The following is a 25,929-nucleotide window of genomic DNA, read 5'->3' on the forward strand; positions in this document are numbered from 1 at the left end:
CCGACCGACCCAATGGGTACGAAGTGAAGGTTTGCAGCTACGCCACTTCAGCCGCCATCGCTTCGGCTTCCGGCAGGCGCAACTGGCCGGAAATCAGGCGGGGCAGCAGGGTGTCGCGGAGGGTGGCGAGGGTTTGGGCTTGCTGCTCGTTTTCCGTAAGGCGCGAGAACAAGACGGTGGCTGCATCCGTGAATCTCTCGACGACTGGGCGCGGCGGCAGTGCAACCGGAATCGGCCGGAAGGCTTTCTTGCTGATCTCCATGAAGGTCGAGCCGTTGGCACGCCCCTTGATCACATCCATGTTCAAGCGGCACCAGAACAGCATGTACAGCGGCGGCAATTCACTATTCGGAAGAATTGCGATGTAGCCCTGATTGATGGCAAGCGGCACGTTCGCAATCGCGAGATAGCCGATGGGGGCGCGGGACGACATCAACAACGTCCCTGCGGGCAGCAAGCCAGAACTGACTTTTGACAAACCTTTGGCGGAAAGCCTGCGTTCCGTGTCGAGCAGAACTGGCGCGGGCGCGCCTGACAGGTCCTTGGGCGTCGTCCAGCGGAACTCGGGCGGGTGCCAGAAACTTTCGTCCTTCGTATCGGGCGTGCCACCGCCGGTCGTTTCGGTGATCTCGCCGACAGGCCGAACTTTCCAGCCTGTCGGGAGCAGCCCCAGTTCCGATTCCTCGAAGCTGTCGGGGAAGAGGGCGGCGGTGGCGTCGTCCATGCCTTCCGGGGGGCGGCCTTCCATGCGGGCGCGGACGGGGTCGAAATCGACGAACCACGACTTGAACAGCGCTTGCGCGATGGCTTCGAGCGTAGCGTTGGTTTCGCGCAAGAGGGCGACTCGCTCCGAGAGTGTGAAGTAAAAATCTCCGATTACGTGCTGAGCGTGTCTCGGAGGGACAGGTATGTTGAGCTTGCCGAAATCGCCCTTCTTAAAGTGCGGGATCATCGTTCCAACATGCATATTGTCGATCTGCGACTGAACGATCGACGAGCGCAGTGCAGCGAAAAGGTACTTCGGATAGATCCTGTTCGAGTCGGCTCTTACCGCAACCATGTCCTGGGCGATGCAGAAGTCCACCGGATCTGGCACCCAATTTGTTCGTCCCGGGCTTCCCTTACATACAAAAAGAATATCGCCCGGCTCTGGATGTGCTCGAAACCAAGTGAGGTATGTCTCAGGCGCCACAAAGCGCGTCGAGTCGTACGACGGATAAAGACTGCTCGGATCGATGCAATTGGTGGCAATCAAGGGTATTCCGACATCACCTACTGGGCATGTTCGGCCTCTGTTGTCGACAATCGCCTTCAGCAAAGAAGTAAACGAGGCCCACTCAAAACTCATACCCCAGCCCCCCAAGCTTCTGCCGGATCAACTGGTCCAGTTCCGCGCCCTTCGCCATCTGTTCGCCGAGCTTTTCGGTCAGCGCCTGCATGCGGTCGGCAAAGGCCTCGTCGTCGTTCTCGACCGCTTCGGCGCCGACATAGCGGCCGGGGGTGAGCACGTGGCCGTGCTCGGCGATCTCGGCCAGCGTCACGCTGCGGCAGTAGCCGGGCTCGTCCGTGTAGTCGCCGGCGCCGGCTTCACCGCGCCAGGCGGCGACGGTGGCGGCAATGCGGGCGATGGTGTCGTCGCTCAGTTCGGCCTGCACGCGGCTGATCATGCGGCCCTGTTTGCGGGCGTCGATGAACAGCACTTCGCCGGGGCGGCGCGGTTTGTGGCGGGTGAGGAACCACAGGCAGGCGGGAATCTGGGTGTTGAAGAAGAGCTGGCCGGGCAGCGCGATCATGGTTTCGACCACGTCGGCGTCGACCATCGCGGCGCGGATCTGGCCTTCGCTGTTCTGGCTGGAGCTCATGCTGCCGTTGGCCAGCACGATGCCGGCGCGGCCGGTGGGCTTCAGGTGATACAGCATGTGCTGCAGCCAGGCGTAGTTGGCGTTGCCGGCCGGCGGGTTGCCATATTCCCAGCGCGGGTCGCCTTCGAGGCTACCGTGCCACCAGTCGCTGATGTTGAACGGCGGGTTGGCGAGGATGAAGTCGGCGCGCAGGTCGGGGTGCTGGTTGCGGGTGAAGGTGTCGGTCGGTTCCTTGCCCAGATTGAAGTCGATGCCGCGGATGGCGAGGTTCATCGCCGCCAGCCGCCACGTGGTGGGGTTCGATTCCTGGCCGTAGATCGACACGTCGCCCAGCCGGCCACCGTGCGCCTCGATGAATTTCTCCGACTGCACGAACATGCCGCCCGAGCCGCAGCAGGGGTCGTACACCTTGCCGTGATGGGGTGCCAGCACGGCGACCAGCGTCTTGACGATGCTGGCCGGCGTGTAGAACTGCCCGCCCTTCTTGCCTTCGGCGCTGGCGAACTGGCCTAGGAAATACTCGTACACCTGGCCGAGCACGTCGCGCGCGGCACCCGGTTCGCCTTTGCTGTCGGTGCCGAAACCGATGGTGGACACCAGATCGATCAGTTCGCCCAGCTTGCCGTCGGGCAACTGGGCGCGCGCATAGCGCTTGTCGAGGATGCCCTTGAGCTTGGGGTTTTCCGCTTCGATCAGCGACAGCGCGTCGTCGATGCGCTTGCCGATGTCGGGCTGTTTGGCGGCGGCGCGGATGGTTTCCCAGCGCGCCGCTTCGGGCACCCAGAACACATTGACCTCGCGGTAGTAGTCGCGGTCTTCGAGTTCTTCGGCGAGCTGGGCGGGCGTACTGTCGGGCAGAAAGTAGTCGTCGGTTTCGTCGGCGAAGCGGCGCTTCAGTTCGGCGCGGCGCGCGGCGAAGGTGTCGGAAATGTACTTGACGAAAATGAGGCCGAGCACGAGGTGCTTGTATTCGGCCGCGTCCATGTTGGCGCGCAGCTTGTCGGCGGTGGCCCAGAGAGTTTTCTTGATGTCGTCTTGCATGGGTTTCCAGGTCGTGGTCGGCGTGCGCCGACTGACCTGCTAACGCGCGGGCATCGGGCACCGCGCGACTGTAACCACAAACGCGAAAGTCACAAACGGGAACGGTGCGGCACCGGGCGCGGCAGACAGACGTGGGATAGACGTCAAATAGACATCGGGGCGGGCCTGAGGACGCACCTGAGGACGGCCTCGGGTCAGACGTGATATATATTCACATATCTATTCATTAATCCATTCAAAGTATGTCGCCGCACGCTGAAAGCATTCGCATGCGCCTGTCCGGGGGGCCGCTGTCTGCGCGCCAACTGTCTGAAAGCATGGGCATCAGTCAGCCGACGATGTCGCGTGCGCTGACCGACCTGGGCGACGACATCGTGCGCATCGGCGCGGCGCGATCCATTCGTTACGCGCTGAGGGATGCCGCCCGTGGCTTGCCGGACATCGCGATATACCGGGTCGATGCGGAAGGCCGGATCAAGCTGCTGGGCACGCTTGTACCGGTGCGTTCCGAAGGATTCGTGATGCGCCAGACCGACGGCGTCACGCTGTACAGCGAAGGTCTGCCCTGGTGGCTCTTCGATATGCGCCCGCAGGGCTATCTGGGTCGGGCCCACGCGGCGCGCCATGGTGCTGAACTCGGGCTGCCGGCCCGACTGGCCGACTGGAGCGATACGCATGCCTTGCGGGCGCTGCTGGCGCATGGTCACGACCTGGTCGGCAATCTGCTCCCCGGCGATGTGGCGCGCGACCGGTTTCTGGCCATGCCGGTTCCGGCGCCCATCCCCGATGCGGAAAGGGCTGAAACCTATGCCCGACTGGCGTGCGAGGCGGCCCGGGGGGACACCCCGGGATCATCAGCGGGGGGGGAACAACCGAAATTCACCGCCTATGCCATGACACCCGGCGGAGCCCGGCATGTGATCGTGAAATTCAGCGAACCCGAGAACAGCCCGGTCAGCGAGCGCTGGCGTGACCTGCTGCTGGCCGAGCATGTCGCGCTTGAAACGCTGCGTGACGCGGACGTGCCGGCTTCTTCCACCCAGTGGATCGACCACGGTGGTCAGCGCTTCCTGCAGATCGAACGCTTCGATCGCATCGGCCGTCTGGGACGGCGGGCGCTGTTCTCACTGACTGCGCTGGATGCAGAGTTCGTTGGCGCGGCATCGGTCGGCTGGCCCGACATTGCGGCCAGGCTCGCCGCTGCCGGCCATATCCGTCCGGAAGCGGCGGCCGGCGCCGGTCTGCTGTGGGCTTTCGGCACGCTGATCGGCAACTCGGACATGCATGCCGGCAATCTGTCCTTCGTTGCCGAGTATGGACGTCCATACGACCTCGCACCCGCCTACGACATGACGCCGATGACCTTCGCACCGCGCAGTGGTGGTGGCCTGCCCGACACGGTTCCCGAAGCCGTCATTCACGCAGGCGTAGCAAACGAAACGTGGCGTCAGGCCGAGGCGCTGGCACGCGCCTACCTCGCCGGGATCATGGCGCAAAACGGATTCAGCGAGCGATTCCGACCCTGCGTCGCTGCGCTGGAACGTCACGTCAACAGCGCAAGTGCGCGGATCGAACGACTGGCTTGAGCGTGCCGACGAAGACCTCGGCACCGGCAAGGAAAGCAAGGCCTGAACACGGCGTAGATAACGGCGGGTTGGCGAGGATCAGGTCGGCGCACCGGCCGGAAAACGTCCGATCAGGCCTTCTTGACGAATTCCGACTTCAGCTGCATCGAGCCGAAGCCGTCGATCTTGCAGTCGATGTCGTGATCGCCTTCGATCAGGCGGATGTTCTTCACCTTGGTGCCGACCTTCACGACCGACGAGGTGCCCTTGACCTTGAGGTCCTTGATGACGGTGACCGAATCGCCGTCCTGCAGCACGTTGCCGTGGGCATCCTTCCACACGCGCTTGTCCTCGACGGCCGCCGCGTCGCCGCTGGCCCACTCATGGGCGCATTCGGGGCAGACGAGCATGGCGCCATCCTCGTAGGTGTACTCGGAACTGCATTGCGGGCAGGGGGGCAGGCCGCTCATCGGGATTCCTTCAGTCATTGCGCGCGCTTCGGACGGCGATGAACCGTCCGGCGCCGCGCCAGCCGAAGTGCAGGCGGGCCGAAATGGCGTGCCGCGCTTCGCTCGAAAGGCGCGCAGTGTACTGCGATGAACGCCATCCGCGCGGGCGGCAGCGCTCAGTCGTCGGCCACCTGTATGACCAGCTTGCCGAAATTCCTGCCTTCGAGCTGGCCGATGAACGCAGCGGGTGCGTTCTCCAGACCGACGACGATGTCTTCGCGCGCCTTGATCCGGCCCTCGTTCACCCACGCGCCCGTCGCGTCCGCGAACTCGTTCCAGCGCGGCCCGTAGTCGTCGAAGATGATGAATCCCTGCATGCGGATGCGCTTGCGCAGCACGGTGCCCATCAGCAGTCCGAGCCGGTCGGGGCCGGGCGGCAGGCCGGTGGCGTTGTAGGCCGAAATGAGCCCGCACACCGGGATGCGTGCCCTGGTGTTGAGCAGCGGCAGCACGGCATCGAACACCGGCCCGCCCACGCTTTCGAAGTACACGTCGATGCCTTTCGGGCAGGCGGCGACGAGGCGACCGGGCAGGTCGTCGGCGTGGTGATCGAGGCAGACGTCGAAGCCGAGTTCATCGACCACGTAGCGGCATTTGTCCTCGCCGCCGGCGATGCCCACCACGGTGCACCCCTTGATCTTCGCGATCTGTCCGACGACCGAGCCGACGGCCCCGCTGGCCGCGGCGACGACGACCGTTTCGCCCGGTACCGGGCGACCGATGTCGAGCAGCCCCATGTAGGCGGTGAAGCCCGGCATGCCGAGCACGCCCAGGGCGCGCGACGGATGCGTCTCGTCGGCGGGCAGCGGTGTCAGGCCCTGGCCATCCGAGATCGCATAGTCCTGCCAGCCGCTGGCGCCCAGCACCCACGCGCCGGGCTTGAAGTCGTCGTGACGCGAGGCCTCGACGCGCGAAACGGTGGCGCCGACCATGACGTCGCCGATCTCCACCGGCGCGGCGTACGACGGTCCGTCGCTCATCCGGCCACGCATATAAGGGTCGAGCGACAGGAACACGGTGCGCAACAGAAGCTGGCCCGCTTCGGGCGTCGGCGGCGGACCGCTTTCGAGCCGGAAGTCTTCCGCGGTCGGTGCGCCGCGCGGCCGGGCATTCAGAACGATGCGTCGATTGACGGTCTTGCCTTGCGACATGGCGCGTGTCCTTTCGGGGTTGATCGGCTTACTTCAGTGCCTTGACCAGTGCGTTGAACTGCACGTGAAGCGATTTGTCATGCGGCGTCACCGGCGGAATCGGCTTCACGATATCGAGCAACTGGTACACCACCATCTGCGCCACCCGCACCGAAAACTCCACCGTGAACACGGTATCCAGCGGGATGTCGACGAACTGGCTGATGAAGGCGAAATTCTTCGTGTCGGGCGGCACCGGCAGCGGGCGGTCGCCGGGCGCGCGCGGCATGAACATGCTGGTGATGTAGGGCATGCGGCAGGGGATGCAGTTGGCGGTGTCCATCGTTTCCAGGTCGAAGCGCAGATGGCCGCACAGCTCCAGCAACAGCTCGGCGCCGGTGCAGTCGGCCATCGCCTTGGCGACGAAGTTGCCGATGCGGTCGGGGAACAGCCCGTAGCCCCAGAACACCTGCACATCGGCCGGCTGGTTGGCGAAGTGCGGCTGGTGCGCCAGCACGATGGACATCAGCCAGTTCGAATCCTTGAACGTCACCAGACCGCCGGTGCCGGCCTCGTTGCCGCTGAAGCGCTGCATCAGGTCGAAGAAGGCCGGGTCTTTCAGCGTGACGGTGAACGACGCCCAGTCCGATTGCGCGACGCAACTGTTGAACGCCGCCGGGTTGCCGAACGACGGCCGCCCTTGGGCGAGCGTTTCCCACAAGGTCCAGCTGCCGTTGCGGGCCTTCTTCAGTTTGGGCGGTGCCGCGCTCATCGAGCCCAGGCTGGAGGCATCGGTCATCGAGCCGTTCTGCACGAAGGTCAGGTCGCCGTCGTCCAGCGACATAGTCTGCGCGTCTCCCTTCATGGTGCACTGAATTGCGCTGACTTCGAACGGGCCGTCGGCCGTCCGCTGTTCGAGCCCGGTGACGGTGCAGTCATTGATCAGGCGCACGCCCTGCGCTTCGAGCCAGCGCTGCAGCGGCACCACCAGCGAGTCGTACTGGTTCAGCACGGTGCGCTTGACGCCGGCCAGCGTTTCGATGCGCGAGAACTCCAGCATGAAGCGGTGCAGGTAGCGCCTGAACTCGATCGCGCTGTGCCAGGGCTGGAAGGCGAAGGTGGTGACCCACATGAACCAGAACTCGGTCTCGAAGAAGGCGGGTGACAGGTGGTCGGTGATGCGGCTGTCGCCGAGCGACGCTTCGTCGGCATTGGCGAGCTTGAGCAGTTCCACCCGGTCGTGCATCGAAAAGCCCATGGAGGCCACCGGCACCCGGGCGCGGCGGCTGTCGACCAGGCGCGCCATCGCGTTGGATACATGCTTTTCGTTGAATTCCTGCGTTTCCTCGAACACGCTGAGCCCGGGTCGTTCGAGCGACGGGATGGACTTGAACAGCGCCCAGGTGCACTCGTAGTTGTCGGTGGTCAGCATGCGACCGCCGCGCATCGAATAGCCGCGATCGGCATCGCCCGCGCCGTCGAGGCTGCCGCCCATCACCGGGCCGGCTTCGAGGATGGAAATCCGGCTGCCCGGCATGCCGCCGTCACGGATCAGGAAAGCGGCGGCGGCCAGCGAGCCGATGCCGCCACCGACGAAAAAGGCCTTGCGTGTCGACGTCGTGCTCATGGTGTCCTCATGGTCCGGTCGGTTGGCCGGATGGCCGGGCATCGAAGCTATGCGACGCACCTATCGGGGTCTGTACGGTGGGCAACATGCCGGCGCGCCGAAGCACTGCGTACGCCATCGAACAGACCCGGAAAGCGGGGCCATTCAGCCTGCGTGGTTCATCCCGCTCTCCGGCTTACGAGGCGTGGCGCGCGCGCCACGCCGATCCCGCTCCGGCGTCCCGATCCACGCACCCCGAAGGACACCCTCCCATGGCCTACCAAAGCATCAACCCCAATGACGGCAAGCTGCTCAAGAGCTTCGAGCACATGAGCAGCGGGCAACTCGACACCGCACTGGCGACGGCAGAGTCCTGCTTCCAGGTGTGGAAGCACACCGGCTTTGCCGAGCGTGCAGCCATCGTGAACAAGGCAGCGACGCTGCTGCGCGCCCATGTCGATGACTTCGCGCGGCTGGCGACGCTGGAGATGGGCAAGCGCATCGATGAAGCACGCGGCGAGGTCAGATTCAGCGGTGACATCCTGGCCTACTACGCCGAGCACGCGGAATCCTTCCTGGCGCCGGTCACGCTGCACCCGAAGGTCGGTGAAGCGCATATGGAAAGCTCGCCGATCGGTGTGCTGTTCTGCGTGGAGCCGTGGAATTTCCCGTTCTACCAGCTCGCCCGCGTGGCCGGTGCGCAGTTGATGGCGGGCAATGTGCTGGTCGTGAAACATGCCGGCAGCGTGCCGCAATGCGCCATCGCCTTCGAGAAGCTGCTGCTCGACGCCGGCGCACCGGTCGGCGCCTACACGAATCTGCTCATTTCGTATGAGCAGTCCGACCGCGTGATCGACGACCCGCGCATCAAGGGCGTGGCACTGACCGGCAGTGTGCCGGCAGGGCGCGCCGTGGCTACCCGCGCCGGGCAGAACCTGAAGAAATCGACGATGGAGCTGGGCGGCAGCGACGCCTTCATCGTGCTCGACGACGCCGACCTGGCCCAGACCATTCCGTGGGCCGTGTGGGGCCGCATGTACAACGCCGGCCAGACCTGCTGCGCGGCCAAGCGCTTCATCGTGCAGGACGCCGTCGCCGACCGCTTCCTGGCCGGCTTCCGCACTGCGCTGGAAGCCCTCAGGCCGGGCGACCCGATGAACGAGAGCACGACGCTCGGTCCGCTGTCCTCGGAGGCGGCGCTGGTGCAACTGCTGGCGCAGGTCGATGCCGCCGTCAAGGACGGCGCCACGCTGCTGCTGGGCGGCGCGCGTCTGGACCGCCCGGGCGCGTTCATGCAACCCACGATCCTGACCGACATCGCGCCCGGCAACCGGGCGTTCCGGGACGAGTTCTTCGGCCCGGTGGTGTCGTTCTATCGCGTGAAGGACGAAGACGAAGCCATCGCGCTGGCCAACGATTCCGACTTCGGCCTCGGCGGTTCGGTGTGGACGCGGGACGAAGCGCGCGGCAGGCGCGTGGCCAGCCGCGTCGACACCGGAATGATGTTCATCAACAACCTCGACTGGAGCGATGCCGAACTGCCGTTCGGCGGCATCAAGCACTCGGGCTATGGCCGCGAACTCGGCGACCTGGGCATCCAGGAATTCGTCAACAAGAAGCTGGTCCGCAGCGGGCACACCGCCGCACCCGTCTGATCACGCACACCGGAAAGTGACCACCATGAACACACCCTCCTCCCCCCGCCTGCTTTCCGACGAAGCGCCCGTCTGGTTCATCACGGGCTGTTCCACCGGCTTCGGTCAGGAACTGGCCCGGCAGGCCATCGCACTCGGCTACCGCACGGTGGTGACCGCGCGCGACCCCGCCAAGCTGGACGATTTCGAAGAGAGCGACAAGGTCCTCGTGCTGAAGCTCGACGTCACCCGGCCGGATCAGGTCGCGGCCGCCATCGAGGCGGCCGAGGCGTGCTTCGGCGGCATCGACGTGCTGGTGAACAATGCCGGCATCGGCTATTTCGCCGCGATCGAGGAGGGCGAGGCCGCGGAAGTGCTCAGGATGTTCGAGGTGAACGTGTTCGGTCTGACCGCCATGATCCAGGCGGCGCTGCCGGGCATGCGCAAGCGCCGCGGCGGCTGCATCGTCAATCTGTCGTCGCTGGCGGGCCTGCGCGGCATGCCGGCCCTGGGGCAATACAACGCCACCAAGTTCGCCGTCGAAGGCTTGTCGGAAGCACTGCGCCGCGAGGTCGAGCCGCTGGGCATCCAGGTGATGGTGGTCGAACCCAGCGGGTTCCGCACCGACTGGGCAGGACGCTCGGCGAATGAAAGCGCACTGCAGATCGATGATTACCAGGCCACCGCAGGCGCGGTGCGCAGTGCCGTGCGCGAGTCGTCCGGCAAGCAGCCGGGCGACCCGGTGCGTGCGGTCAAGGCCATCATCGAAGCGGTCAGTTCAGGTCAGCCGCCGCATCACCTGCTGCTCGGCAACGACGCCTTCGAAGGCGCCATGGCCAAGGTGGACGAACTGCGCGAGGGCTTCACCGCGGGCGAAAAAGTGGCGCGCGCGGCCGATTTCCCGGCGACAACGGCATGACACACACGATGCGGGTGGCACAGGTCGAGCAGTTCGGCAGACCGCTGGTGCTCAAGGACATCGACATCCCGACACCCGGAGCGGGCCAGATCCTCGTGAGGACCGAGGCCTGCGGCGTCTGCCACACCGATCTGCACGCCGCGGCCGGCGACTGGCCACTGAAGCCCGCGCTGCCCTTCACGCCCGGGCACGAGGGCATCGGCATCGTTACGGCGCTGGGGGCCGGCGTCACCGCCGTAAAGGAAGGCGACCGGGTAGGTGTGCCCTGGCTCTACTCGGCCTGCGGCCACTGCGAGTTCTGTCTGGCAGCGCAGGAACCGGTGTGCGCCGGTGCGCAGTTCGGCGGGTACACGAAGAACGGCGGCTTCGCCGAATACATCATCGCCGATCCGAATTACGTCGCCCACATCCCGGCGGGTCTTGCCGCACGCGATGCGGCGCCCTTGATCTGCGCCGGCATCACCTCATACAAGGGCCTGAAGGAAACACAGGCCCGACCGGGACAATGGGTGGTCGTGTCGGGCATCGGCGGCCTGGGGCACCTGGCGGTGCAGTACGCCAAGGCCATGGGCCTGCACGTGTGCGCGGTGGATATCGATGATGGAAAACTCGACCACGCAAAACGCCTGGGCGCCGATGCCGTGGTGAACGCCCGGACCGGTGACCCGGCGGCAGCGGTCAGGCACATCACGGATGGCGGTGCGCATGGCGTGTTGATCACGGCGCCGTCGCTGCCGGCGTTCAAACAGGGCATCGCCATGACGCGCAAGCATGGCACCTGTGTGCTTGTGGGCATACCACCCGGGGAGTTTCCGACGCCGCTGTTCGAGGTGGTGGCCAACTGCATCACCATTCGCGGTTCCTTTGTCGGCAACCGGCAGGACATGGCCGAAGCACTGGCATTCGCTGCCGATGGCAAGGTGAAGGCTGATATCGAAGTGCAGCCCCTGTCGGCGATCAACGCGGTTTTCGAACGTCTGGCCAAAGGCGAGGTGCCCTCGCGCGTGGTGCTGGATTTCACGACTTGAGCGGGCTTCGTCCGGGGCCGGCGTGGTGCGCAGTGATTCCGGCACGCTCTGGCTTTCCGGTCTGAACGATCGCATCGGAAATGCTTGCCTGAAAGCGGTGGCATTCCGAGCGCAGCGGCCGCCATCCGGCCGCTTAAAGCTCACACGTCGAGGTTCCTAACCCCCAGCGCATTGCTCTCAATGAACGCCCTGCGCGGCTCAACGTTGTCGCCCATCAGCGTGGTGAAGATTTCGTCGGCGGCGATGGCGTCGTCGATCTGCACCTTCAGCAGGCGGCGCACGGTCGGGTCCATCGTGGTTTCCCACAGCTGTTCCGGGTTCATTTCGCCCAGGCCCTTGTAGCGCTGCTTGCCGAGGTTGCGTTCGACTTCGTTCAGCAGCCAGCGCGTGGCTTCGCTGAAGCTTGTGACCTCCTGCTGCTTGTCGCCGCGCTTGACGATGGCGCCGGGGCCGACCAGGCCGGCGATCAGTTCGGCGGCGTGGCGGATACGCTGGTAGTCGCCGGACAGCAGGAATTCGCTGTCGACGCGGCCGATCTTGCGGTTGCCGTGGTGCATGCGCTCGATGCGCAGCTGCCAGGTTTCGGTCTTGTCGTTGTATTCGGCCAGCAGAGTGACATTGGACGGGAGCTTGGCGGCGAGCCGGGCGGCGCTGTCGCGGGCGGCGGCTTCGTCGTCGAGGCTCAGCGCGATGTTGTGTTCGAGCAGCGTGCGCAGCAGTTCGCCGTCGGCGTACTCGGCCAGACGTTCGACAATGGCTTCGGCCAGCAGGTATTCGCGCGCCATCTCTTCGAAGGCGCTGCCGGACAGCGGCTCGGCGCCCTCACGCGGCACCAGGCTGGATTCGTCGAACGCCAGCTTGAGCAGGTACTGGTTCAGCTCGTGGTCGTCCTTCACGTAAAGCTCCGTGCGGCCGTGCTTGATCTTGTACAGCGGCGGCTGCGCGATGTAGATGTGGCCACCTTCGACCAGCTCGGGCATCTGGCGGTAGAAGAAGGTCAGCAGCAGGGTGCGGATGTGGGCGCCGTCGACGTCGGCGTCAGTCATGATGATGATGCGGTGGTAGCGCAGCTTTTCCGGCTTGTATTCGTCCTTGCCGATGCCGGTGCCCAAGGTCTGGATCAGGGTGACGATTTCCTGGCTGGAAATGAGCTTGTCGAAACGCGCCTTTTCGACGTTCAGGATCTTTCCCTTCAGCGGCAGGATGGCCTGGAACTTCCGGTCGCGGCCCTGCTTGGCGGAGCCGCCGGCGGAGTCACCCTCGACCAGGTAGAGCTCGGCGTTGGCCGGGTCCTTCTCCTGGCAGTCGGCCAGCTTGCCCGACAGGCCGAAGGAATCGAGGATGCCCTTGCGGCGCGTCATGTCGCGTGCCTTGCGGGCGGCGTCGCGCGCACGTGCGGCTTCTACGATCTTGCCGCAGATGGTCTTGGCGTCGTTCGGACGTTCCTGCAGGAAATCGGTGAGCTTCTGCGCCACCACTTCCTCGACTGCCGGACGCGCCTCCGATGACACCAGCTTCATCTTGGTCTGCGAAGCGAACTTCGGGTCGGGCATCTTCACCGACAGCACGCAGGCGAGACCTTCGCGCATGTCGTCGCCGGTGATTTCGACCTTGGCCTTCTTGGCGATTTCGTGTTCTTCGATGTACTTGTTGATGATGCGCGTCATCGCCGCGCGCAGCCCGGTCAGGTGGGTGCCGCCGTCGGTCTGCGGAATGTTGTTGGTGAAGCACAGCACCTGTTCGGCGTAGCTGTCGTTCCACTGCATCGCGACTTCGACGTCGATCTGCACATTGCCCTGCATCGAAGCACCGGCGCTGCAGAACACATTGGGATGCAGCGCGGTCTTGTTGCGGTTGATGTATTCGACGAAACCGCGCGCGCCACCGAGGAAGGCGAAATCCTCTTCCTTGTTGTTGCGCTGGTCGACCAGCTTGATCTTGACGCCGTTGTTCAGGAAGGACAGTTCGCGCAGCCGCTTGGCCAGAATGTCGTAGTGGAATTCGATGTTGTCGAAGATGGTTTCGTCGGCCAGGAAGTGCACTTCGGTACCGCGCTTTTCGGACGCACCGAGCACCTTCAGCGGCGACACTTCGACGCCGTTCTGCATTTCGAGCAGGCGTTCCACCGGTACGCCGCGTTCGAATTCCATGAAGTGCTTCTTGCCGTCACGGCGCACCGTCAGGCGCAGCCACTTCGACAGCGCATTGACGCAGCTCACGCCCACGCCGTGCAGGCCGCCGGACACCTTGTACGAGTTCTGGTTGAACTTGCCGCCGGCGTGCAGTTCGGTCAGCGCGATTTCGGCGGCGGAGCGCTTCGGTTCGTGCTTGTCGTCGAACTTGATGCCGGTCGGAATGCCGCGGCCGTTGTCGGTGACCGAAATCGAATTGTCGGTGTGGATGGTGATCACGATGTCGTCGCAGTGGCCGGCCAGCGCCTCGTCGATCGAGTTGTCGACCACTTCGAACACCAGGTGGTGCAGGCCGGTGCCGTCCGACGTGTCGCCGATGTACATGCCCGGCCGCTTGCGCACGGCTTCCAGCCCTTCGAGGATCTGGATGCTGCCTTCACCGTAGGCGTCGGCGTTGGGCGCCTCCGGGACCTTGGGCGCTTCGGGGACATTCGGTGTGAGCTCGTCAGACATGGCGTATTCCGGTGCTGCGCACGAGGTGCGCGGGGTCCATCAAAAAACACGAAGCCCGGCGCGCAGGCCGGGCGGTGGTGCAGGCGGCGCGGCTTACACGCGCATCGGCATCACGACGTACTTGAAGCCGTCGGTGCCGGGCAGCGTGATCAGCGCGCTGCTGTTGCCGTCATTCAGGCGCAGGCTCAGGGTGTCGCCGGCCACGTTGCCGAGCACGTCGAGCAGGTAGCTCACGTTGAATCCGATGTCGAGGGCGTCGCCGGTGTACTCGACCTCCAGCTCTTCCTGCGCCTCTTCCTGCTCGGCATTGCTTGAAATGAGCTTGAGCAGGCCGGACGACAGCACGACGCGCACACCCTTGAACTTTTCGTTGGTCAGGATGGCGGCACGCTGCAGTGCCGGCAGGAAGGACGCGCGCTGCAGCATGATTTCCTTCGGGTGGTCCTTCGGAATCACGCGTTCGTAGTCAGGAAACTTGCCGTCGATCAGCTTCGAAATGAGCTCGACCGAGCCGAAGCGCAGGCGCGCCTGGTTGCCGCCAAGTTCGATGTCGACCGGGTCGTCGGTGTCGGCCAGCTGGCGCGACAGCTCGAGCACGGTCTTGCGCGGCAGGATCACGTCGAGCTTGTCGGTCACGCCGGGCAGCGCTTCGGACACGTAGGCAAGACGGTGGCCGTCGGTCGCGACCAGCCGCAGTTCCTCGCTGCCGACGGCCAGCAGCAGGCCGTTCAGGTAGTAGCGGATGTCCTGCTGGGCCATCGAATACTGCACCAGCGACAGCAGCCGCTTGAGCTTGCGCTGGGTCAGGCTGAGCTTGACGGTTTCACCCTCGGCGACCTGCATGCGCGGGTAGTCCTGCGCCGGCAGCGTCTGCAGCGTGAAGCGGCTCTTGCCGCAGCGCACCGTGAGCTTGCGGTCGTCGGCGTCGAGGCTCACTTCCTGCCCTTCCGGCAGGGCACGCAGGATGTCCTGCAGCTTGCGGGCAGCGACCGTCAGCGCAGCCGGCTGGGCGGCGCTGATGTTGCCGGTGGACCGGGTACGGATCTGGATTTCGATGTCGGTGGCCAGCAGCGTGAGCGCATCGCCCTCGGTTTCGATCAGGACGTTGGACAGGATCGGCAGGGTGTGGCGCTTCTCGACGATGCCGCTGACCGACTGCAGCGGACGCAGCAGCTGTTCGCGTTCTATCTTCATTAAGAGCATTTTATAAACCTCTGTAAACCGTTAACGTCGACCATTTTCTGTGGAGAACACCTTAATTCTTATTATTTTCAGTTGCTTGAAGTATGTATTGTTGTATGTACAACTGCCATTTCTGCGCTTGAACAAATGTGGATGAAAACGTGACCCGCTGAAAACACCCCGCTTATCCACAGCGGCCATACAGGGAATCACACCTGTTTATCCGTACAGCTTCAATACCGCTTCATCCACACTCTTCCTGCGGTGTTTTCCGGCTATTTGCGCAAGGTCTGCACGAGCACGTGCAGGTCATGATTGAGCACTTCGTCCTTCAGCCTCAGGTCGGCAATGGTGCGGCAGGCGTGCAGCACCGTCGTGTGGTCGCGCCCGCCGAACGCTTCGCCGATCGCCGGATAGCTTTCAGGCGTCAGTTCCTTGGCCAGCCACATGGCGACCTGACGCGGCCGCGCGATGGCACGCGTGCGCTTCTTCGAATACATCTCCGACACCTTGATCTTGAAATAGTCGGCGACGGTCTTCTGTATGAATTCGAGCGTGATCTGCCGGTTGTGTGCGCCCAGCAGGTCCTTCAGCGCCTCGCGCGCCACTTCCAGCGTGATCGGAACGGTGTGGAAGTGGGCGAAGGCGATGATCTTCTTCAGCGCGCCTTCTAGTTCGCGCACATTGCTGCGGATGTTCTTGGCTACCAGGAAGGCGACGTCGTCACCCACCTTCACCCGCTCCATTTCGGCCTTCTTCTTCAGGATGGCGACGCGCATTTCGAGTTCGGGCGGCTCGATCTGCACCGTGAGCCCCCAGCCGAAGCGCGTCGTCAGGCGTTCTTCGACACCCTGGATGTTCTTCGGATAGGTGTCACAGGTGATGACGATCTGCTTCTTGCCGTCGGTCAGCGCGTTGAACGCGTAGAAGAACTCTTCCTGCGTGCGCGTCTTGTTGTTGAAGAACTGGATGTCGTCGATCAGCAGCACGTCGAGCGACCGGTAGTAGCGCTTGAAGGCGTCGAAGCTTTTCTGCTGGTAGGCGCGCACCACGTCGGCGTAGTAGTCGTCGGCATGCACGTAGCGGACGACCGCGTCCGGGTTGTGCCGCATCACTTCGTTGCCCAGCGCATGCACCATGTGCGTCTTGCCCAGCCCAACACCACCGTAGATGAAGATGGGGTTGTAGGACATGCCCGGGTTCTGCGCGACCTGTATGGCGGCTGCGCGCGCCAGTTCGTTGGCACGGCCGGTGACCAGGTTGTCGAAGGTGAACCCCGGGTTCAGGCGCGAGCGGTCGCGTTCGTCGGGTCGACCGCGGTTGCGTTCGTTGCGATCGGTCTGCGCGTCGCCATTCGACTTGATGATGGCCGGCGGCGTGACGCGGGTGGTTTCCTCACCATCGGCTCGCAGATGCGTCTGGCGGACGCGCGGCGCGTCGGACGACGACGACGGCACCAGTATGGGCGCTTCGGCAGCGTCGTTCGCCTGGCTGCCCAACTGGGGCAGACTCAGGCGCACTGACACCGGTTGCGAAAAATACTCGAGACCGAGCGCTTCGATGCGCGACACATAGCGCTCGCGCACCCATTGCAGGACGAAGCGGTTCGGGGCGACCAGCGCCAGTGATTCGGTTTCGGCATCGGCGCATGGATCGATGCGCAAGCCTTTGATCCAGGTGTGAAATTGTTGCGCGGGAAGTTCCTGCTCGAAGCGGCTGAGGCAGACTGCCCAAAACTGTTGCATCATGGTCTGCGAGGTCGCCGGGTCGATTTCTAGGGGGTATGGCACAGCCTTGTGACCTGACCCGGAACAGACGATCCGTGTTGAAGGATCGCCTCTTTTCGGTGTTCCGGGCACTGCGGTGACCGGTGGCCCGGGTCCGCTTTTGCCAGCTGTTTTGAGTGACGGATTCTAGCGCTTTCGGCCCTGCTTATCCACACCGGCCAAACCCGCGCCGGCGTGGGGCGATTGACAAGGCGCTGATCTTGCGATGTAATCGCGGGCTTTTCCGTATACATAGTGAGCAGGCCATGAAACGCACATACCAGCCGTCATCTGTCCGCCGTGCCCGCACCCACGGTTTCCTTGAACGCATGCGCACCCGCGGCGGCCGCGCTGTCATCCGCGCACGTCGCGCCAAGGGCCGCGTCCGGCTCGCGGTCTAACGCAGCCAGACCCTTTCAGCCGCCGCCTGCGCCGCCATGTCCGTGATCGTCCGGTCGTCTGCCATCAGGCAGCAAGCCGGAGGTTGAGCGCGCAGTGAGCGAAGCAGGCACGGCAGATTCATCGGAAACGCCCGCGCGAGGAACGTACAGTTTCCGCCCGGTCTTCCGGCTCAGAAAAACGGATGAGTTTTCATCCGTTTTTGCTTTACGGCGCACGCAGCGCAGTCGTCATTTCGTGATCCATCACGGTCCGGTCAAAGCGTCAGGACCGGATGCCGAGACCGGAGCGCGTCTGGGTGTCGTGGTCGCGAAGCGGCACTTGAAGCGCGCGCACGATCGAAATCTGGTCAAGCGACTGGCGCGTGAAGCATTCCGCCATGCGCGGACGGGGTTGAGGCCGCTCGACATGGTGCTGCGCCTGAATTCGCGGCCCGAAAATCTGGACCGCAAGGCCCTGCGGGCGGAACTTGACCATCTTTTTGGCCGGATGCGCCCGCCGGTCACAGCGCCCGATGCCGGGCCGTCCAGCGGGAAGCCGCCTGTTTCGGAGCCAGCCAGTTGAAAAGTCTTCTGCTGTCCGTACTTGCCGTGTATCGCTACGCCGTCAGCCCGATGCTGGGTGCGAACTGCCGTTTTCTGCCCAGCTGTTCCGAATACGCCACCGAAGCGATCCGCCGCCATGGCAGCTTGCGCGGCAGCTGGCTGTCGCTCAGGCGCATTGCGCGCTGCCATCCGTGGAATCCCGGAGGACATGATCCGGTGCCGTGAGCACTGAATCTCGCGCGCCGCATCCACGATCGCTTTCCACTCAACGACGCATTTTTCAGACGATTCCCCAGATGGATACCCAACGCTCCGCCCTGTTGATCGTTTTCCTGTTTTCGCTGTTCATGCTGTGGGATGGCTGGCAGCGCCAGTCGCAACCGCCGGTGGCCGCAGCACCCGCTGCCGGTGAGGTTGCGCAGTCGCCGGGTGCACAGGCACCAGTGCCGACCGTGAGCGCGCCGGCCGGTGCAACCGACGTACCGGCCGTGCCGGTGGTGGCGCAGAAGACCGCGACCCGCGTGCTGACCGATCTGTTCGTCGCGGACGTGTCGGCTGAGGGTGGGTCCATCATCCGGCTCGAATTGTTGAAGCACAAGGCAGGCCCCGAGACGACCGGCAATTTTGTGCTGCTCGATAATGGTGGTGCCCACCTCTATCACGCGCAGAGCGGCCTGATCGGTGAGGGGCTGCCGACACACAAGACGGTTTTCCAGCTGCCGGAAGGCGAGCTGACGCTGGCTGATGGCCAGGACAAGGTCGAATTGCGCATGACGGCGCCCGGTGGTGAGGGCATCACCGTGACCAAGGTGCTCACCTTCACGCGTGGCAGCTACCAGATCGGTACGCGCTACGAAGTGGCGAACGCGTCGCAGGCGCCGGTCAATGCGCATGCCTACTTCCAGCTGCTTCGCGACGGTAAGCCGACCGCGGGCGGCAATGCGATGCTGAGCACCTTTACCGGCCCGGCCTTCTACACCGATCAGGGCAAGTACCAGAAGATCGATTTTTCGGACATCGCCGACAATTCGGCGAAATTCGTCAGCAAGGCGCCGGATGGCTGGGTGGCGTTGGTGCAGCACTATTTCGTCAGTGCCTTCGTGCCGCCGAAGGGCGCTGATCGCGAGTTCTTCGCGCGCAAGGTCGGCAATGACCTGTACACCGCCGGCGTCGTCGTGCCGCTTGCTGCGGCTGCGCCGGGCGCCACCTCGTCGATCGAGGTTCCGCTCTATGCCGGCCCGCAGATCCAGGAGGATCTGGTGGCGCTGGCACCGGGCCTCGATCTGGTGGTCGATTACGGTTTCCTGACCATCATCGCATCGCCGATGCACTGGGTGCTGGAGAAGCTGCATGACATGGTCGGTAACTGGGGCTGGGCCATCATCCTGCTCACCGTCCTGATCAAGGCCATCTTCTTCCCGCTGTCGGCCGCAAGCTACCGCTCGATGGCCAAGCTGCGTCTGGTCACGCCGCGCATGCAGCAGATCAAGGAACGCCATGGCGGCGACCGCATGCGCATGCAGCAGGAAATGATGGAGCTGTACAAGACCGAGAAGATCAACCCGCTCGGCGGCTGTCTGCCGATCGTGGTGCAGATCCCGGTGTTCATCGCGCTTTACTGGGTGCTGCTGGGCAGCGTCGAAATGCGCAACGCGCCGTGGATCGGCTGGATCACTGACCTGTCGATCAAGGATCCCTACTTCGTTCTGCCCATCATCATGGGTATCACGATGTTCGTGCAGACCAAGTTGAACCCGACGCCGCCGGACCCGATCCAGGCCAAGGTGATGCTGTTCCTGCCGATCGTGTTCACCGGCATGTTCCTGTTCTTCCCGTCCGGACTGGTGCTGTACTGGGTGGTGAACAACGTGCTGTCGATCGCCCAGCAGTGGCAGATCACCCGCATGATAGAAAGTGGCAAGACCGCCAAGACCTGAACCCACGGCCCCCGGTTCCGGCGTTGAAGGCGCCGCGACTGCAATCACCCGCGACGGGTTGTATTGTAGGCGCGGCGCCTTCTTCGTTTCCGGACTCCCGACCATGAATCCAGCCAGGCATCCCACCGACACGATCGCAGCCGTCGCCACAGCGACCGGCCGCGGTGGCATCGGCGTCGTCCGTGTGTCCGGCAGCCGGGCGGCCGATGTCGCCCTCGGTGTGCTCGGCCGGTTGCCGCCGGCGCGTACGGCCTCTTTCCTGAAGTTTCTGGCGGCCGACGGTGCCGTTCTGGATCACGGCATTGCGCTGTGGTTTGCGGCCCCGGCGTCGTACACCGGAGAAGATGTGCTTGAACTGCACGGCCACGGTGGCAGTGCGGTGCTGCAGGCGGTACTCGCACGGTGCTTCGAACTTGGCGCCCGCCCTGCCCGCCCGGGCGAATTCACCGAACGTGCATTCCTGAACGACCGCATCGATCTGGCCCAGGCCGAAGCGGTGGCCGACCTCATTGACGCGAGTACGTCATCGGCGGCCCGCGCGGCGATGCGTTCGCTGGACGGTGAGTTCTCGCGCCATGTCCATCAACTGGAGGACGCGCTGGTCAATCTCCGGCTGTTCGTCGAAGCGACGCTGGACTTCCCCGAGGAAGACGTCGAGTTCATCGAACAGGCGGGCGCGCGGCACAAGCTCGACGAGGTGATGCGGGCGGTCGGCGCCCTGCGCGAAAGAGCGCGCTGCGGTTCAGTGCTGCGCGATGGGCTGACGGTCGTGCTGGCGGGCGCGCCGAACGTCGGCAAGTCCAGCCTGCTCAATGCGCTGTCCGGTGAGGATCGCGCCATCGTGACCGATATCGCCGGCACCACGCGCGACACCCTGCGCGAGCTGATTTCCATCGATGGAGTACCGCTACACATCATCGACACGGCGGGGCTGCGCGAGACGACGGATCCGGTCGAACAGGCCGGCATTGCCCGCACGAAGCGCGAGCTCGATCGCGCGCATGCCGTTGTTCACCTGATCGACGCGACGACCGGGTTCGATGCGGCGGCGCGGCTCATTGACGAAGGCTTGCCGGACGGACTGAAGCGCATACGCGTATTCAACAAGATCGATCTCACCGATGACTCGCCCCACTCCGAGCGCGCGGGCGATGTCGTCTCGCTATGGCTGTCTGCCCGCGAAGGGTCGGGGCTGGACCTGCTTCGCGCAACCCTGCTCGATTGCATTGGTTGGCACGGTGGCGCGGAAGACGCGCTGTCTGCCCGTGCCCGGCACCTGCATGCGCTTGATGCGTCGATAGGCCGGCTCGACGCGGCGCGTGCCTGCATCGCGGGTACGGTGTTGCAGCTTGATCTGTTCGCTGAAGAGTTGAGGCTCGCCCATCGCGCCCTGGGTGACATCACGGGTGAATTCACACCGGACGATCTTCTGGGCGAAATCTTTTCCCGCTTCTGCATCGGAAAGTGATGTTCCACGTGAAACATCCGGGCGCCTGTCGTGTTCGCTGATTTCACCCTGCTGTTCGTTGGCGCATTCTTCGCGGGTCTTGTGGACGCCATGGTCGGTGGTGGCGGACTGGTGCAGATACCGCTGCTGTTCAACGTGTTTCCGGGCGTCGCGCCCGCGACGCTTTTCGGTACCAACAAGGCCGTAAGCATCGTCGGGACAGCATTCGCGGCGCGCCGCTACCTAGGCAAGGTAGACATGGACTGGCGGGTGCTCTGGCGTGCTGCGCTGGCGGCATTCATTGCGTCATTCGCCGGTGCGGCGGCGGTGGGTCTGTTCCCGCCGCAGATGCTGCGACCTTTGGTCATCGTGCTGCTGGTCGCTGTGCTTGCCTACACGCTGAAGAAAAAGGACTTTGGCGCGTCGTCGCGCGGAATGGACAGAAAGCCGCGTCCCGTGCTCGCACTGTTGCTTGGCGCTGCGATCGGTTTTTACGACGGCTTCTTCGGGCCGGGCACTGGCAGCTTCCTGATCTTTCTGTTCATCCGCTGTTATGCGTGGGATTTCCTGCGCGCGTCGGCGGCCGCCAAGGTGGTCAACGTCAGCACCAATCTCGCCGCCCTGTGCTGGTTCGTGCCGGTGGGCGCCATCATGGTGAAGGTGGCAGCGCTGATGGCGCTGGCCAATCTGGCGGGCGCCTGGGTCGGTGCACACCTTGCAATGAAAAACGGCGCACTGTTCGTGCGCCGCGTGTTCATCGTTGTGGTGGGTGTGCTGATCGCGCGTCTGACCTGGGATGTGCTGTCAGTCTGAACGTTGTTCCACGTGAAACAACGTGATCAGAGATCAGCGCTAAAGATCAGTACCCGAAGCGGATCGGCGGCAGCACGATGGTCACGCCGCCACCCCCACGATGGCCGTGGTGGCCGTAGTCGCCATAACCGTAATAGCGCGGCGGCGCGACATAGTAGGCGGGTCCGCCATAGTAGTGGTGGCTGATGCGCGGACCGTGGTGTCGGTGGCCGTAGCCGCGCTGATGGCGCCCGAAATCATGGTGCCCCCGGTAGTCTTTCTGGTAGCCATGATGGCGGTCTCCGCGGTGCCCACGCCAGTCGTCGCGGTCAGCCATGGCAACTCCGCTGAAGGTCAATGTAAGCGCAGCAAGTACCGAACTGAGGGTTTTCATGGTTCTTACTCTTGGTGAACACGACACAAGCGTAGTCAGAGCGGACGCTTTGCGCCGTAAGCAACTGTAAGAACTTGCAAGGCTGCAAGGCCGTGCGACCTTGGTAATCGATGCCTTCGGTCGTATCATTCAGCCCCTTCGCCTTATTTTGCATTGCAGCGAAAATGGATTTCCCGACTCGTTACGACGTGATCGTCATCGGCGGCGGCCACGCCGGTACCGAAGCCGCGCTGGCGGCTGCGCGCACCGGCGCCCGTACGCTGCTGCTGACGCACAACATCGAAACGCTGGGCCAGATGTCGTGCAATCCGTCGATCGGCGGCATCGGCAAGGGTCATCTGGTGAAGGAAGTCGATGCGCTCGGCGGTGCGATGGCACTGGCCACCGACGAGTCCGGCATACAGTTCCGCACACTCAACGCAAGCAAGGGCCCGGCGGTCCGTGCCACCCGCGCACAGGCTGACCGCGTTCTGTACAAGGCGGCCATCCGCAGCCGGCTGGAGAACCAGCCGAACCTCGATCTGTTCCAGCAGGCCGCCGCCGATCTGATCATGGACGGCGACCGCGTCGCCGGCGTCGTGACGGAAGTCGGTATCCGCTTCCGTGCGCGGTCGGTCGTGCTGACGGCCGGCACCTTCCTGAATGGCCGGGTACACGTCGGTCTGGAGAACCATTCCGCCGGTCGCGCGGGCGATCCACCCGCGATCCGGCTGGCCGAAAAGCTGAAGGAACTTGCGCTCCCGCAGGGTCGCCTGAAGACCGGCACGCCGCCGCGCATCGACGGTCGCAGCATCGATTACTCAGTCATGGAAGCGCAGCCGGGCGACGATCCGGTGCCGGTGTTCAGCTTCATCGGCCGCCGCGCCATGCACCCGCGCCAGGTGCCGTGCTGGATCACGCACACCACGACGCGCACGCACGACATCATCCGCGGCGGTCTTGATCGATCGCCGATGTACACCGGCGTGATCGAAGGCGTCGGTCCGCGCTACTGCCCGAGCATCGAGGACAAGATCCACCGTTTCGCCGACCGCGACAGCCACAACATCTTCCTGGAACCTGAAGGCCTGACGACGCACGAGGTGTATCCGAACGGCATTTCGACCTCGCTGCCGTTCGATGTGCAGGTCGATCTGGTGCGCAGCATTCCGGGACTGGAAAACGCACACATCCTCCGTCCCGGCTATGCGATCGAATACGACTACTACGATCCGCGCGGTCTGAAGTCGTCGCTGGAAACCCGCGCCATCGAAGGCCTGTTCTTCGCCGGTCAGATCAATGGCACGACCGGCTATGAAGAAGCCGCGGCGCAGGGTCTGCTGGCCGGCCTCAATGCGGCGCGTCAGGTGCGTGGCCTCGACGCCTGGTGCCCGGCACGCAGCGAAGCCTATCTCGGCGTGCTGGTCGACGACCTGATCACGCGCGGCGTATCCGAGCCCTACCGCATGTTCACTTCGCGCGCCGAGTACCGGCTCAGTCTGCGCGAGGACAACGCCGATCTGCGGCTGACCGACATCGCGCGCGACATGGGATTGATCGACGATGCGCGCTGGGATGTCTACAACCGCAAGCGCGACGCGATAGCCGGCGAAACGCAGCGCTTGCGCGCGACTTGGGTACGCCCGGACACCGTTCCGGCGAGCGACGCCATCCGCGTGCTCGGCAAGCCGATTGAGCACGAGTATTCGCTGTTCGAACTGCTGCGCCGACCGGACGTGAGCTATGCCTCGTTGATGACGCTGCCGGGCACGCCCGAGCCGATCACCGATGCCGACGCGATCGAACAGCTGGACATCCTCGCCAAGTATCAGGGCTACATCGATCGCCAGCAGGACGAAGTCGAGCGGCTGCGCGCCACCGAAGACATGCGCCTGCCGGACGATATGGATTACGCCGCCGTGACCGGCCTGTCGCGCGAGGTGCGCCAGAAGCTGGTCCAGCACCGCCCGGAAACGCTGGGCCAGGCCTCGCGCATCCAGGGCATCACGCCGGCGGCGATATCGCTGCTGCTGGTGCATCTGAAAAAGCGGCAGGCCGTGCGCAGCGCAGCCTGAGCCTTGAGCCGCCCCCGAATTGAAGTTGCCCCAAGCGATCTGCCCATGACTCTGCAAACCGAACTGGCCGCCGGCCTCAACGTCCTCGACCTGTCGATTCCCTCCGCCGCGCAGACGCGGCTGCTGCGTTTCATCGCGCTGATGGCCAAGTGGAACGCGGTGTACAACCTCACCGCGATCCGCGAAGAGTCGCGCATGCTGACGCATCACCTGCTTGACGCGCTGTCGATTGCCCGCTTCATTCCGGACGGCTCGACGCTGATCGACATCGGTTCCGGCGGTGGCGTGCCGGGTATTCCGCTGGCCATCGCGCGACCCGACCTCGACGTGCTGTCGATCGAGCCGAATTCCAAGAAGGCCTCGTTCCAGCAGCAGGTACGCATCGACCTCGGTCTGGAGAATTTCGACGTGCAGGTTGCCCGCGCCGAAGCCGTCGAACTGCCGCAGAGCCGTGATTTCATCGTGTCGCGCGCCTTCGGAGATCTGGCCGACTTCATCAAGGTGGCCGGGCATCTGCTGAAGCCCGACGGCCAGATGCTGGCGATGAAGGGCGTTTATCCGGACGAAGAAGTGCGGGCCATTCCTGCCGGCTGGGCCTTGCGCCGGGCCGAGGAACTGCAGGTGCCGGGCGTCGAGGGCGCGCGCCATCTGCTGTGGCTTGCCCGCGTGCCTGCTGCAGGCTGACCGGCAGATGCCGCGCATTTTCGCGATCGCCAACCAGAAGGGCGGAGTCGGCAAGACGACGACCAGCGTCAACCTCGCCGCCGCGCTGGGTCAGGCTGGCCAGCGTACGCTGCTGGTCGACCTCGATCCCCAGGGCAACGCCACGATGGGCGCCGGCGTCGACAAGCGCACGCTCAAGTCCAGCGTCTACCCGGTGCTGCTCGGCCTGGCTTCGCTTGCCGACGCGCGTGTCACCAGCCCGCATGCCGGTCTGGACGTGCTGCCGGCCAACCGGGATCTGGCAGGCGCCGAAGTCGAATTGGTCGAAATTGAAAATCGGGAAAACCGATTGAAAAAGGCCATTTCAGAGTGCGCAGACGATTACGACTTCGTGCTGATCGACTGCCCGCCCAGCCTCAGCCTGCTGACGCTGAACGGCCTGTGCGCGGCGCACGGCGTCATCATTCCGATGCAGTGCGAGTACTACGCGCTCGAAGGCCTGTCCGATCTGGTCAACACCATCAAGAAGGTGCATGCGAACCTGAACCGCGACCTGAAGGTGATCGGCCTGCTGCGCGTCATGTTCGACCCGCGCAGCACGCTTTCGCAGCAGGTGTCGGCGCAGCTCGAATCGCACTTCGGTGACAAGGTGTTCAGAACGGTCGTTCCACGCAACGTCCGTCTGGCCGAAGCCCCCAGCTACGGCGTACCGGGCGTGCTGTTCGACAAGAGCGCCAAGGGTGCGCAGGCCTACACGGCCTTTGCGCAGGAAATGATCGAGCGGGTGAAAACCCTCTAGCTGCGCACATCC

Annotated in this window: 22 protein-coding genes; 13 read left to right on the forward strand and 9 right to left on the reverse strand. The window is 64.3% G+C overall.

From position 1 onward, the window contains the following. Nucleotides 1-37: 37 nt before the first annotated feature. A complete protein-coding gene (locus tag NMQ16_RS04070) occupies nt 38-1,255 on the reverse strand; it encodes a restriction endonuclease subunit S (RefSeq protein WP_257079213.1) in 1,218 nt (405 codons plus the stop codon). Between the two features lie 82 nt (nt 1,256-1,337). Then, a complete protein-coding gene (locus NMQ16_RS04075) occupies nt 1,338-2,903 on the reverse strand; it encodes a class I SAM-dependent DNA methyltransferase (protein WP_257079214.1) in 1,566 nt (521 codons plus the stop codon). Between the two features lie 242 nt (nt 2,904-3,145). On the opposite strand from NMQ16_RS04075, the gene yjjJ reads away from it, so the two are divergent. Continuing rightward, nucleotides 3,146-4,489: a type II toxin-antitoxin system HipA family toxin YjjJ gene (yjjJ, locus tag NMQ16_RS04080; RefSeq protein WP_257079215.1), complete on the forward strand. Its 1,344-nt coding sequence runs from the start codon at nt 3,146-3,148 to the stop codon at nt 4,487-4,489. A 110-nt stretch (nt 4,490-4,599) separates the two neighbouring features. On the opposite strand, the gene NMQ16_RS04085 is transcribed toward yjjJ, so the two are convergent. From NMQ16_RS04085 to NMQ16_RS04095, 3 genes are all read right to left on the reverse strand, one after another. After that, a complete protein-coding gene (locus NMQ16_RS04085) occupies nt 4,600-4,938 on the reverse strand; it encodes a zinc ribbon domain-containing protein YjdM (RefSeq protein WP_257079216.1) in 339 nt (112 codons plus the stop codon). A 155-nt stretch (nt 4,939-5,093) separates the two neighbouring features. After that, on the reverse strand, nt 5,094-6,128 hold the full coding sequence (locus NMQ16_RS04090; protein WP_257079217.1) for an NADP-dependent oxidoreductase: 1,035 nt from the start codon (nt 6,126-6,128) through the stop codon (nt 5,094-5,096). A 28-nt stretch (nt 6,129-6,156) separates the two neighbouring features. After that, complete coding sequence (locus tag NMQ16_RS04095; RefSeq protein WP_257079218.1) at nt 6,157-7,734, reverse strand: oleate hydratase; 1,578 nt, start codon at nt 7,732-7,734, stop codon at nt 6,157-6,159. 251 nt (nt 7,735-7,985) lie between these two features. Here NMQ16_RS04095 and NMQ16_RS04100 point away from each other — a divergent pair, with 251 nt between their 5' ends. The 3 genes from NMQ16_RS04100 to NMQ16_RS04110 are packed head-to-tail and all read left to right on the forward strand — an operon-like array spanning nt 7,986 to nt 11,294. Next, nucleotides 7,986-9,368 (forward strand): NAD-dependent succinate-semialdehyde dehydrogenase, encoded by a 1,383-nt coding sequence (locus NMQ16_RS04100; protein WP_257079219.1) that lies wholly within the window; start codon nt 7,986-7,988, stop codon nt 9,366-9,368. A gap of 25 nt (nt 9,369-9,393) precedes the next feature. Next, nucleotides 9,394-10,266 (forward strand): oxidoreductase, encoded by an 873-nt coding sequence (locus NMQ16_RS04105; RefSeq protein WP_257079220.1) that lies wholly within the window; start codon nt 9,394-9,396, stop codon nt 10,264-10,266. Then, nucleotides 10,263-11,294, forward strand: coding sequence for a zinc-dependent alcohol dehydrogenase (locus tag NMQ16_RS04110; protein ID WP_257079221.1), 1,032 nt, complete (start codon nt 10,263-10,265; stop codon nt 11,292-11,294). The genes NMQ16_RS04105 and NMQ16_RS04110 overlap by 4 nt, the downstream gene beginning before the upstream one ends. A 140-nt stretch (nt 11,295-11,434) precedes the next feature. On the opposite strand, the gene gyrB is transcribed toward NMQ16_RS04110, so the two are convergent. From gyrB to dnaA, 3 genes are all read right to left on the reverse strand, one after another. Beyond that, nucleotides 11,435-13,939: a DNA topoisomerase (ATP-hydrolyzing) subunit B gene (gene gyrB / locus NMQ16_RS04115; protein ID WP_257079222.1), complete on the reverse strand. Its 2,505-nt coding sequence runs from the start codon at nt 13,937-13,939 to the stop codon at nt 11,435-11,437. Nucleotides 13,940-14,032: 93 nt separating this feature from the next. Next, on the reverse strand, nt 14,033-15,133 hold the full coding sequence (dnaN, locus tag NMQ16_RS04120; RefSeq protein ID WP_257079306.1) for a DNA polymerase III subunit beta: 1,101 nt from the start codon (nt 15,131-15,133) through the stop codon (nt 14,033-14,035). Nucleotides 15,134-15,396: 263 nt separating this feature from the next. Continuing rightward, nucleotides 15,397-16,866, reverse strand: a complete 1,470-nt coding sequence (dnaA, locus tag NMQ16_RS04125; protein ID WP_373566748.1) for a chromosomal replication initiator protein DnaA — start codon at nt 16,864-16,866, stop codon at nt 15,397-15,399. 287 nt (nt 16,867-17,153) lie between these two features. Between dnaA and rpmH the strand changes: the two genes are divergently transcribed. The 6 genes from rpmH to NMQ16_RS04155 all read left to right on the forward strand — a co-directional run bounded on the left by rpmH (nt 17,154) and on the right by NMQ16_RS04155 (nt 22,028). Next, on the forward strand, nt 17,154-17,288 hold the full coding sequence (gene rpmH, locus NMQ16_RS04130) for a 50S ribosomal protein L34 (protein WP_083223994.1): 135 nt from the start codon (nt 17,154-17,156) through the stop codon (nt 17,286-17,288). Between the two features lie 94 nt (nt 17,289-17,382). Further along, a complete protein-coding gene (gene rnpA / locus NMQ16_RS04135; protein ID WP_257079224.1) occupies nt 17,383-17,850 on the forward strand; it encodes a ribonuclease P protein component in 468 nt (155 codons plus the stop codon). Further along, the gene (gene yidD / locus NMQ16_RS04140) at nt 17,847-18,056 is read left to right on the forward strand and encodes a membrane protein insertion efficiency factor YidD (protein WP_257079225.1); all 210 of its coding nucleotides are present in this window, start codon (nt 17,847-17,849) and stop codon (nt 18,054-18,056) included. The genes rnpA and yidD overlap by 4 nt, the downstream gene beginning before the upstream one ends. 71 nt (nt 18,057-18,127) lie before the next feature. Then, nucleotides 18,128-19,768, forward strand: a complete 1,641-nt coding sequence (gene yidC, locus NMQ16_RS04145) for a membrane protein insertase YidC (protein ID WP_257079226.1) — start codon at nt 18,128-18,130, stop codon at nt 19,766-19,768. Between the two features lie 103 nt (nt 19,769-19,871). Continuing rightward, nucleotides 19,872-21,236 carry a tRNA uridine-5-carboxymethylaminomethyl(34) synthesis GTPase MnmE gene (gene mnmE / locus NMQ16_RS04150; protein WP_257079227.1) on the forward strand — a complete coding sequence of 455 codons (1,365 nt, stop codon included), beginning with the start codon at nt 19,872-19,874 and terminating at the stop codon, nt 21,234-21,236. Nucleotides 21,237-21,266: 30 nt separating this feature from the next. Next, the gene (locus tag NMQ16_RS04155) at nt 21,267-22,028 is read left to right on the forward strand and encodes a TSUP family transporter (RefSeq protein WP_257079228.1); all 762 of its coding nucleotides are present in this window, start codon (nt 21,267-21,269) and stop codon (nt 22,026-22,028) included. A gap of 46 nt (nt 22,029-22,074) precedes the next feature. Here the strand turns inward: NMQ16_RS04155 and NMQ16_RS04160 are convergent, their stop codons facing one another. After that, nucleotides 22,075-22,344 (reverse strand): hypothetical protein, encoded by a 270-nt coding sequence (locus NMQ16_RS04160; protein WP_257079229.1) that lies wholly within the window; start codon nt 22,342-22,344, stop codon nt 22,075-22,077. Nucleotides 22,345-22,565: 221 nt separating this feature from the next. Between NMQ16_RS04160 and mnmG the strand changes: the two genes are divergently transcribed. The 3 genes from mnmG to NMQ16_RS04175 are packed head-to-tail and all read left to right on the forward strand — an operon-like array spanning nt 22,566 to nt 25,917. After that, nucleotides 22,566-24,455, forward strand: coding sequence for a tRNA uridine-5-carboxymethylaminomethyl(34) synthesis enzyme MnmG (gene mnmG / locus NMQ16_RS04165; RefSeq protein ID WP_257079230.1), 1,890 nt, complete (start codon nt 22,566-22,568; stop codon nt 24,453-24,455). Between the two features lie 45 nt (nt 24,456-24,500). Next, nucleotides 24,501-25,139, forward strand: a complete 639-nt coding sequence (rsmG, locus tag NMQ16_RS04170) for a 16S rRNA (guanine(527)-N(7))-methyltransferase RsmG (RefSeq protein WP_257079231.1) — start codon at nt 24,501-24,503, stop codon at nt 25,137-25,139. A 7-nt stretch (nt 25,140-25,146) separates the two neighbouring features. Continuing rightward, nucleotides 25,147-25,917, forward strand: a complete 771-nt coding sequence (locus NMQ16_RS04175) for a ParA family protein (protein WP_069038906.1) — start codon at nt 25,147-25,149, stop codon at nt 25,915-25,917. Nucleotides 25,918-25,929: the final 12 nt, after the last annotated feature.

Origin of the sequence: Methyloversatilis sp. XJ19-49 (assembly GCF_024580145.1) — a bacterium.
Taxonomy (GTDB): domain Bacteria; phylum Pseudomonadota; class Gammaproteobacteria; order Burkholderiales; family Rhodocyclaceae; genus Methyloversatilis.

What these genes read in the sequence shown, in the direction of transcription:
- NMQ16_RS04075 (WP_257079214.1), bottom strand. Translation starts at nt 2,903, where the DNA reads ATGCAAGACGACATCAAGAAAACTCTCTGGGCCACCGCCGACAAGCTG.
- yjjJ (WP_257079215.1), top strand. Translation starts at nt 3,146, where the DNA reads ATGTCGCCGCACGCTGAAAGCATTCGCATGCGCCTGTCCGGGGGGCCG.
- NMQ16_RS04085 (WP_257079216.1), bottom strand. Translation starts at nt 4,938, where the DNA reads ATGAGCGGCCTGCCCCCCTGCCCGCAATGCAGTTCCGAGTACACCTAC.
- NMQ16_RS04090 (WP_257079217.1), bottom strand. Translation starts at nt 6,128, where the DNA reads ATGTCGCAAGGCAAGACCGTCAATCGACGCATCGTTCTGAATGCCCGG.
- NMQ16_RS04095 (WP_257079218.1), bottom strand. Translation starts at nt 7,734, where the DNA reads ATGAGCACGACGTCGACACGCAAGGCCTTTTTCGTCGGTGGCGGCATC.
- NMQ16_RS04100 (WP_257079219.1), top strand. Translation starts at nt 7,986, where the DNA reads ATGGCCTACCAAAGCATCAACCCCAATGACGGCAAGCTGCTCAAGAGC.
- NMQ16_RS04105 (WP_257079220.1), top strand. Translation starts at nt 9,394, where the DNA reads ATGAACACACCCTCCTCCCCCCGCCTGCTTTCCGACGAAGCGCCCGTC.
- NMQ16_RS04110 (WP_257079221.1), top strand. Translation starts at nt 10,263, where the DNA reads ATGACACACACGATGCGGGTGGCACAGGTCGAGCAGTTCGGCAGACCG.
- gyrB (WP_257079222.1), bottom strand. Translation starts at nt 13,939, where the DNA reads ATGTCTGACGAGCTCACACCGAATGTCCCCGAAGCGCCCAAGGTCCCG.
- dnaN (WP_257079306.1), bottom strand. Translation starts at nt 15,133, where the DNA reads ATGAAGATAGAACGCGAACAGCTGCTGCGTCCGCTGCAGTCGGTCAGC.
- dnaA (WP_373566748.1), bottom strand. Translation starts at nt 16,866, where the DNA reads ATGCAACAGTTTTGGGCAGTCTGCCTCAGCCGCTTCGAGCAGGAACTT.
- rpmH (WP_083223994.1), top strand. Translation starts at nt 17,154, where the DNA reads ATGAAACGCACATACCAGCCGTCATCTGTCCGCCGTGCCCGCACCCAC.
- yidC (WP_257079226.1), top strand. Translation starts at nt 18,128, where the DNA reads ATGGATACCCAACGCTCCGCCCTGTTGATCGTTTTCCTGTTTTCGCTG.
- mnmE (WP_257079227.1), top strand. Translation starts at nt 19,872, where the DNA reads ATGAATCCAGCCAGGCATCCCACCGACACGATCGCAGCCGTCGCCACA.
- NMQ16_RS04160 (WP_257079229.1), bottom strand. Translation starts at nt 22,344, where the DNA reads ATGGCTGACCGCGACGACTGGCGTGGGCACCGCGGAGACCGCCATCAT.
- mnmG (WP_257079230.1), top strand. Translation starts at nt 22,566, where the DNA reads ATGGATTTCCCGACTCGTTACGACGTGATCGTCATCGGCGGCGGCCAC.
- rsmG (WP_257079231.1), top strand. Translation starts at nt 24,501, where the DNA reads ATGACTCTGCAAACCGAACTGGCCGCCGGCCTCAACGTCCTCGACCTG.
- NMQ16_RS04175 (WP_069038906.1), top strand. Translation starts at nt 25,147, where the DNA reads ATGCCGCGCATTTTCGCGATCGCCAACCAGAAGGGCGGAGTCGGCAAG.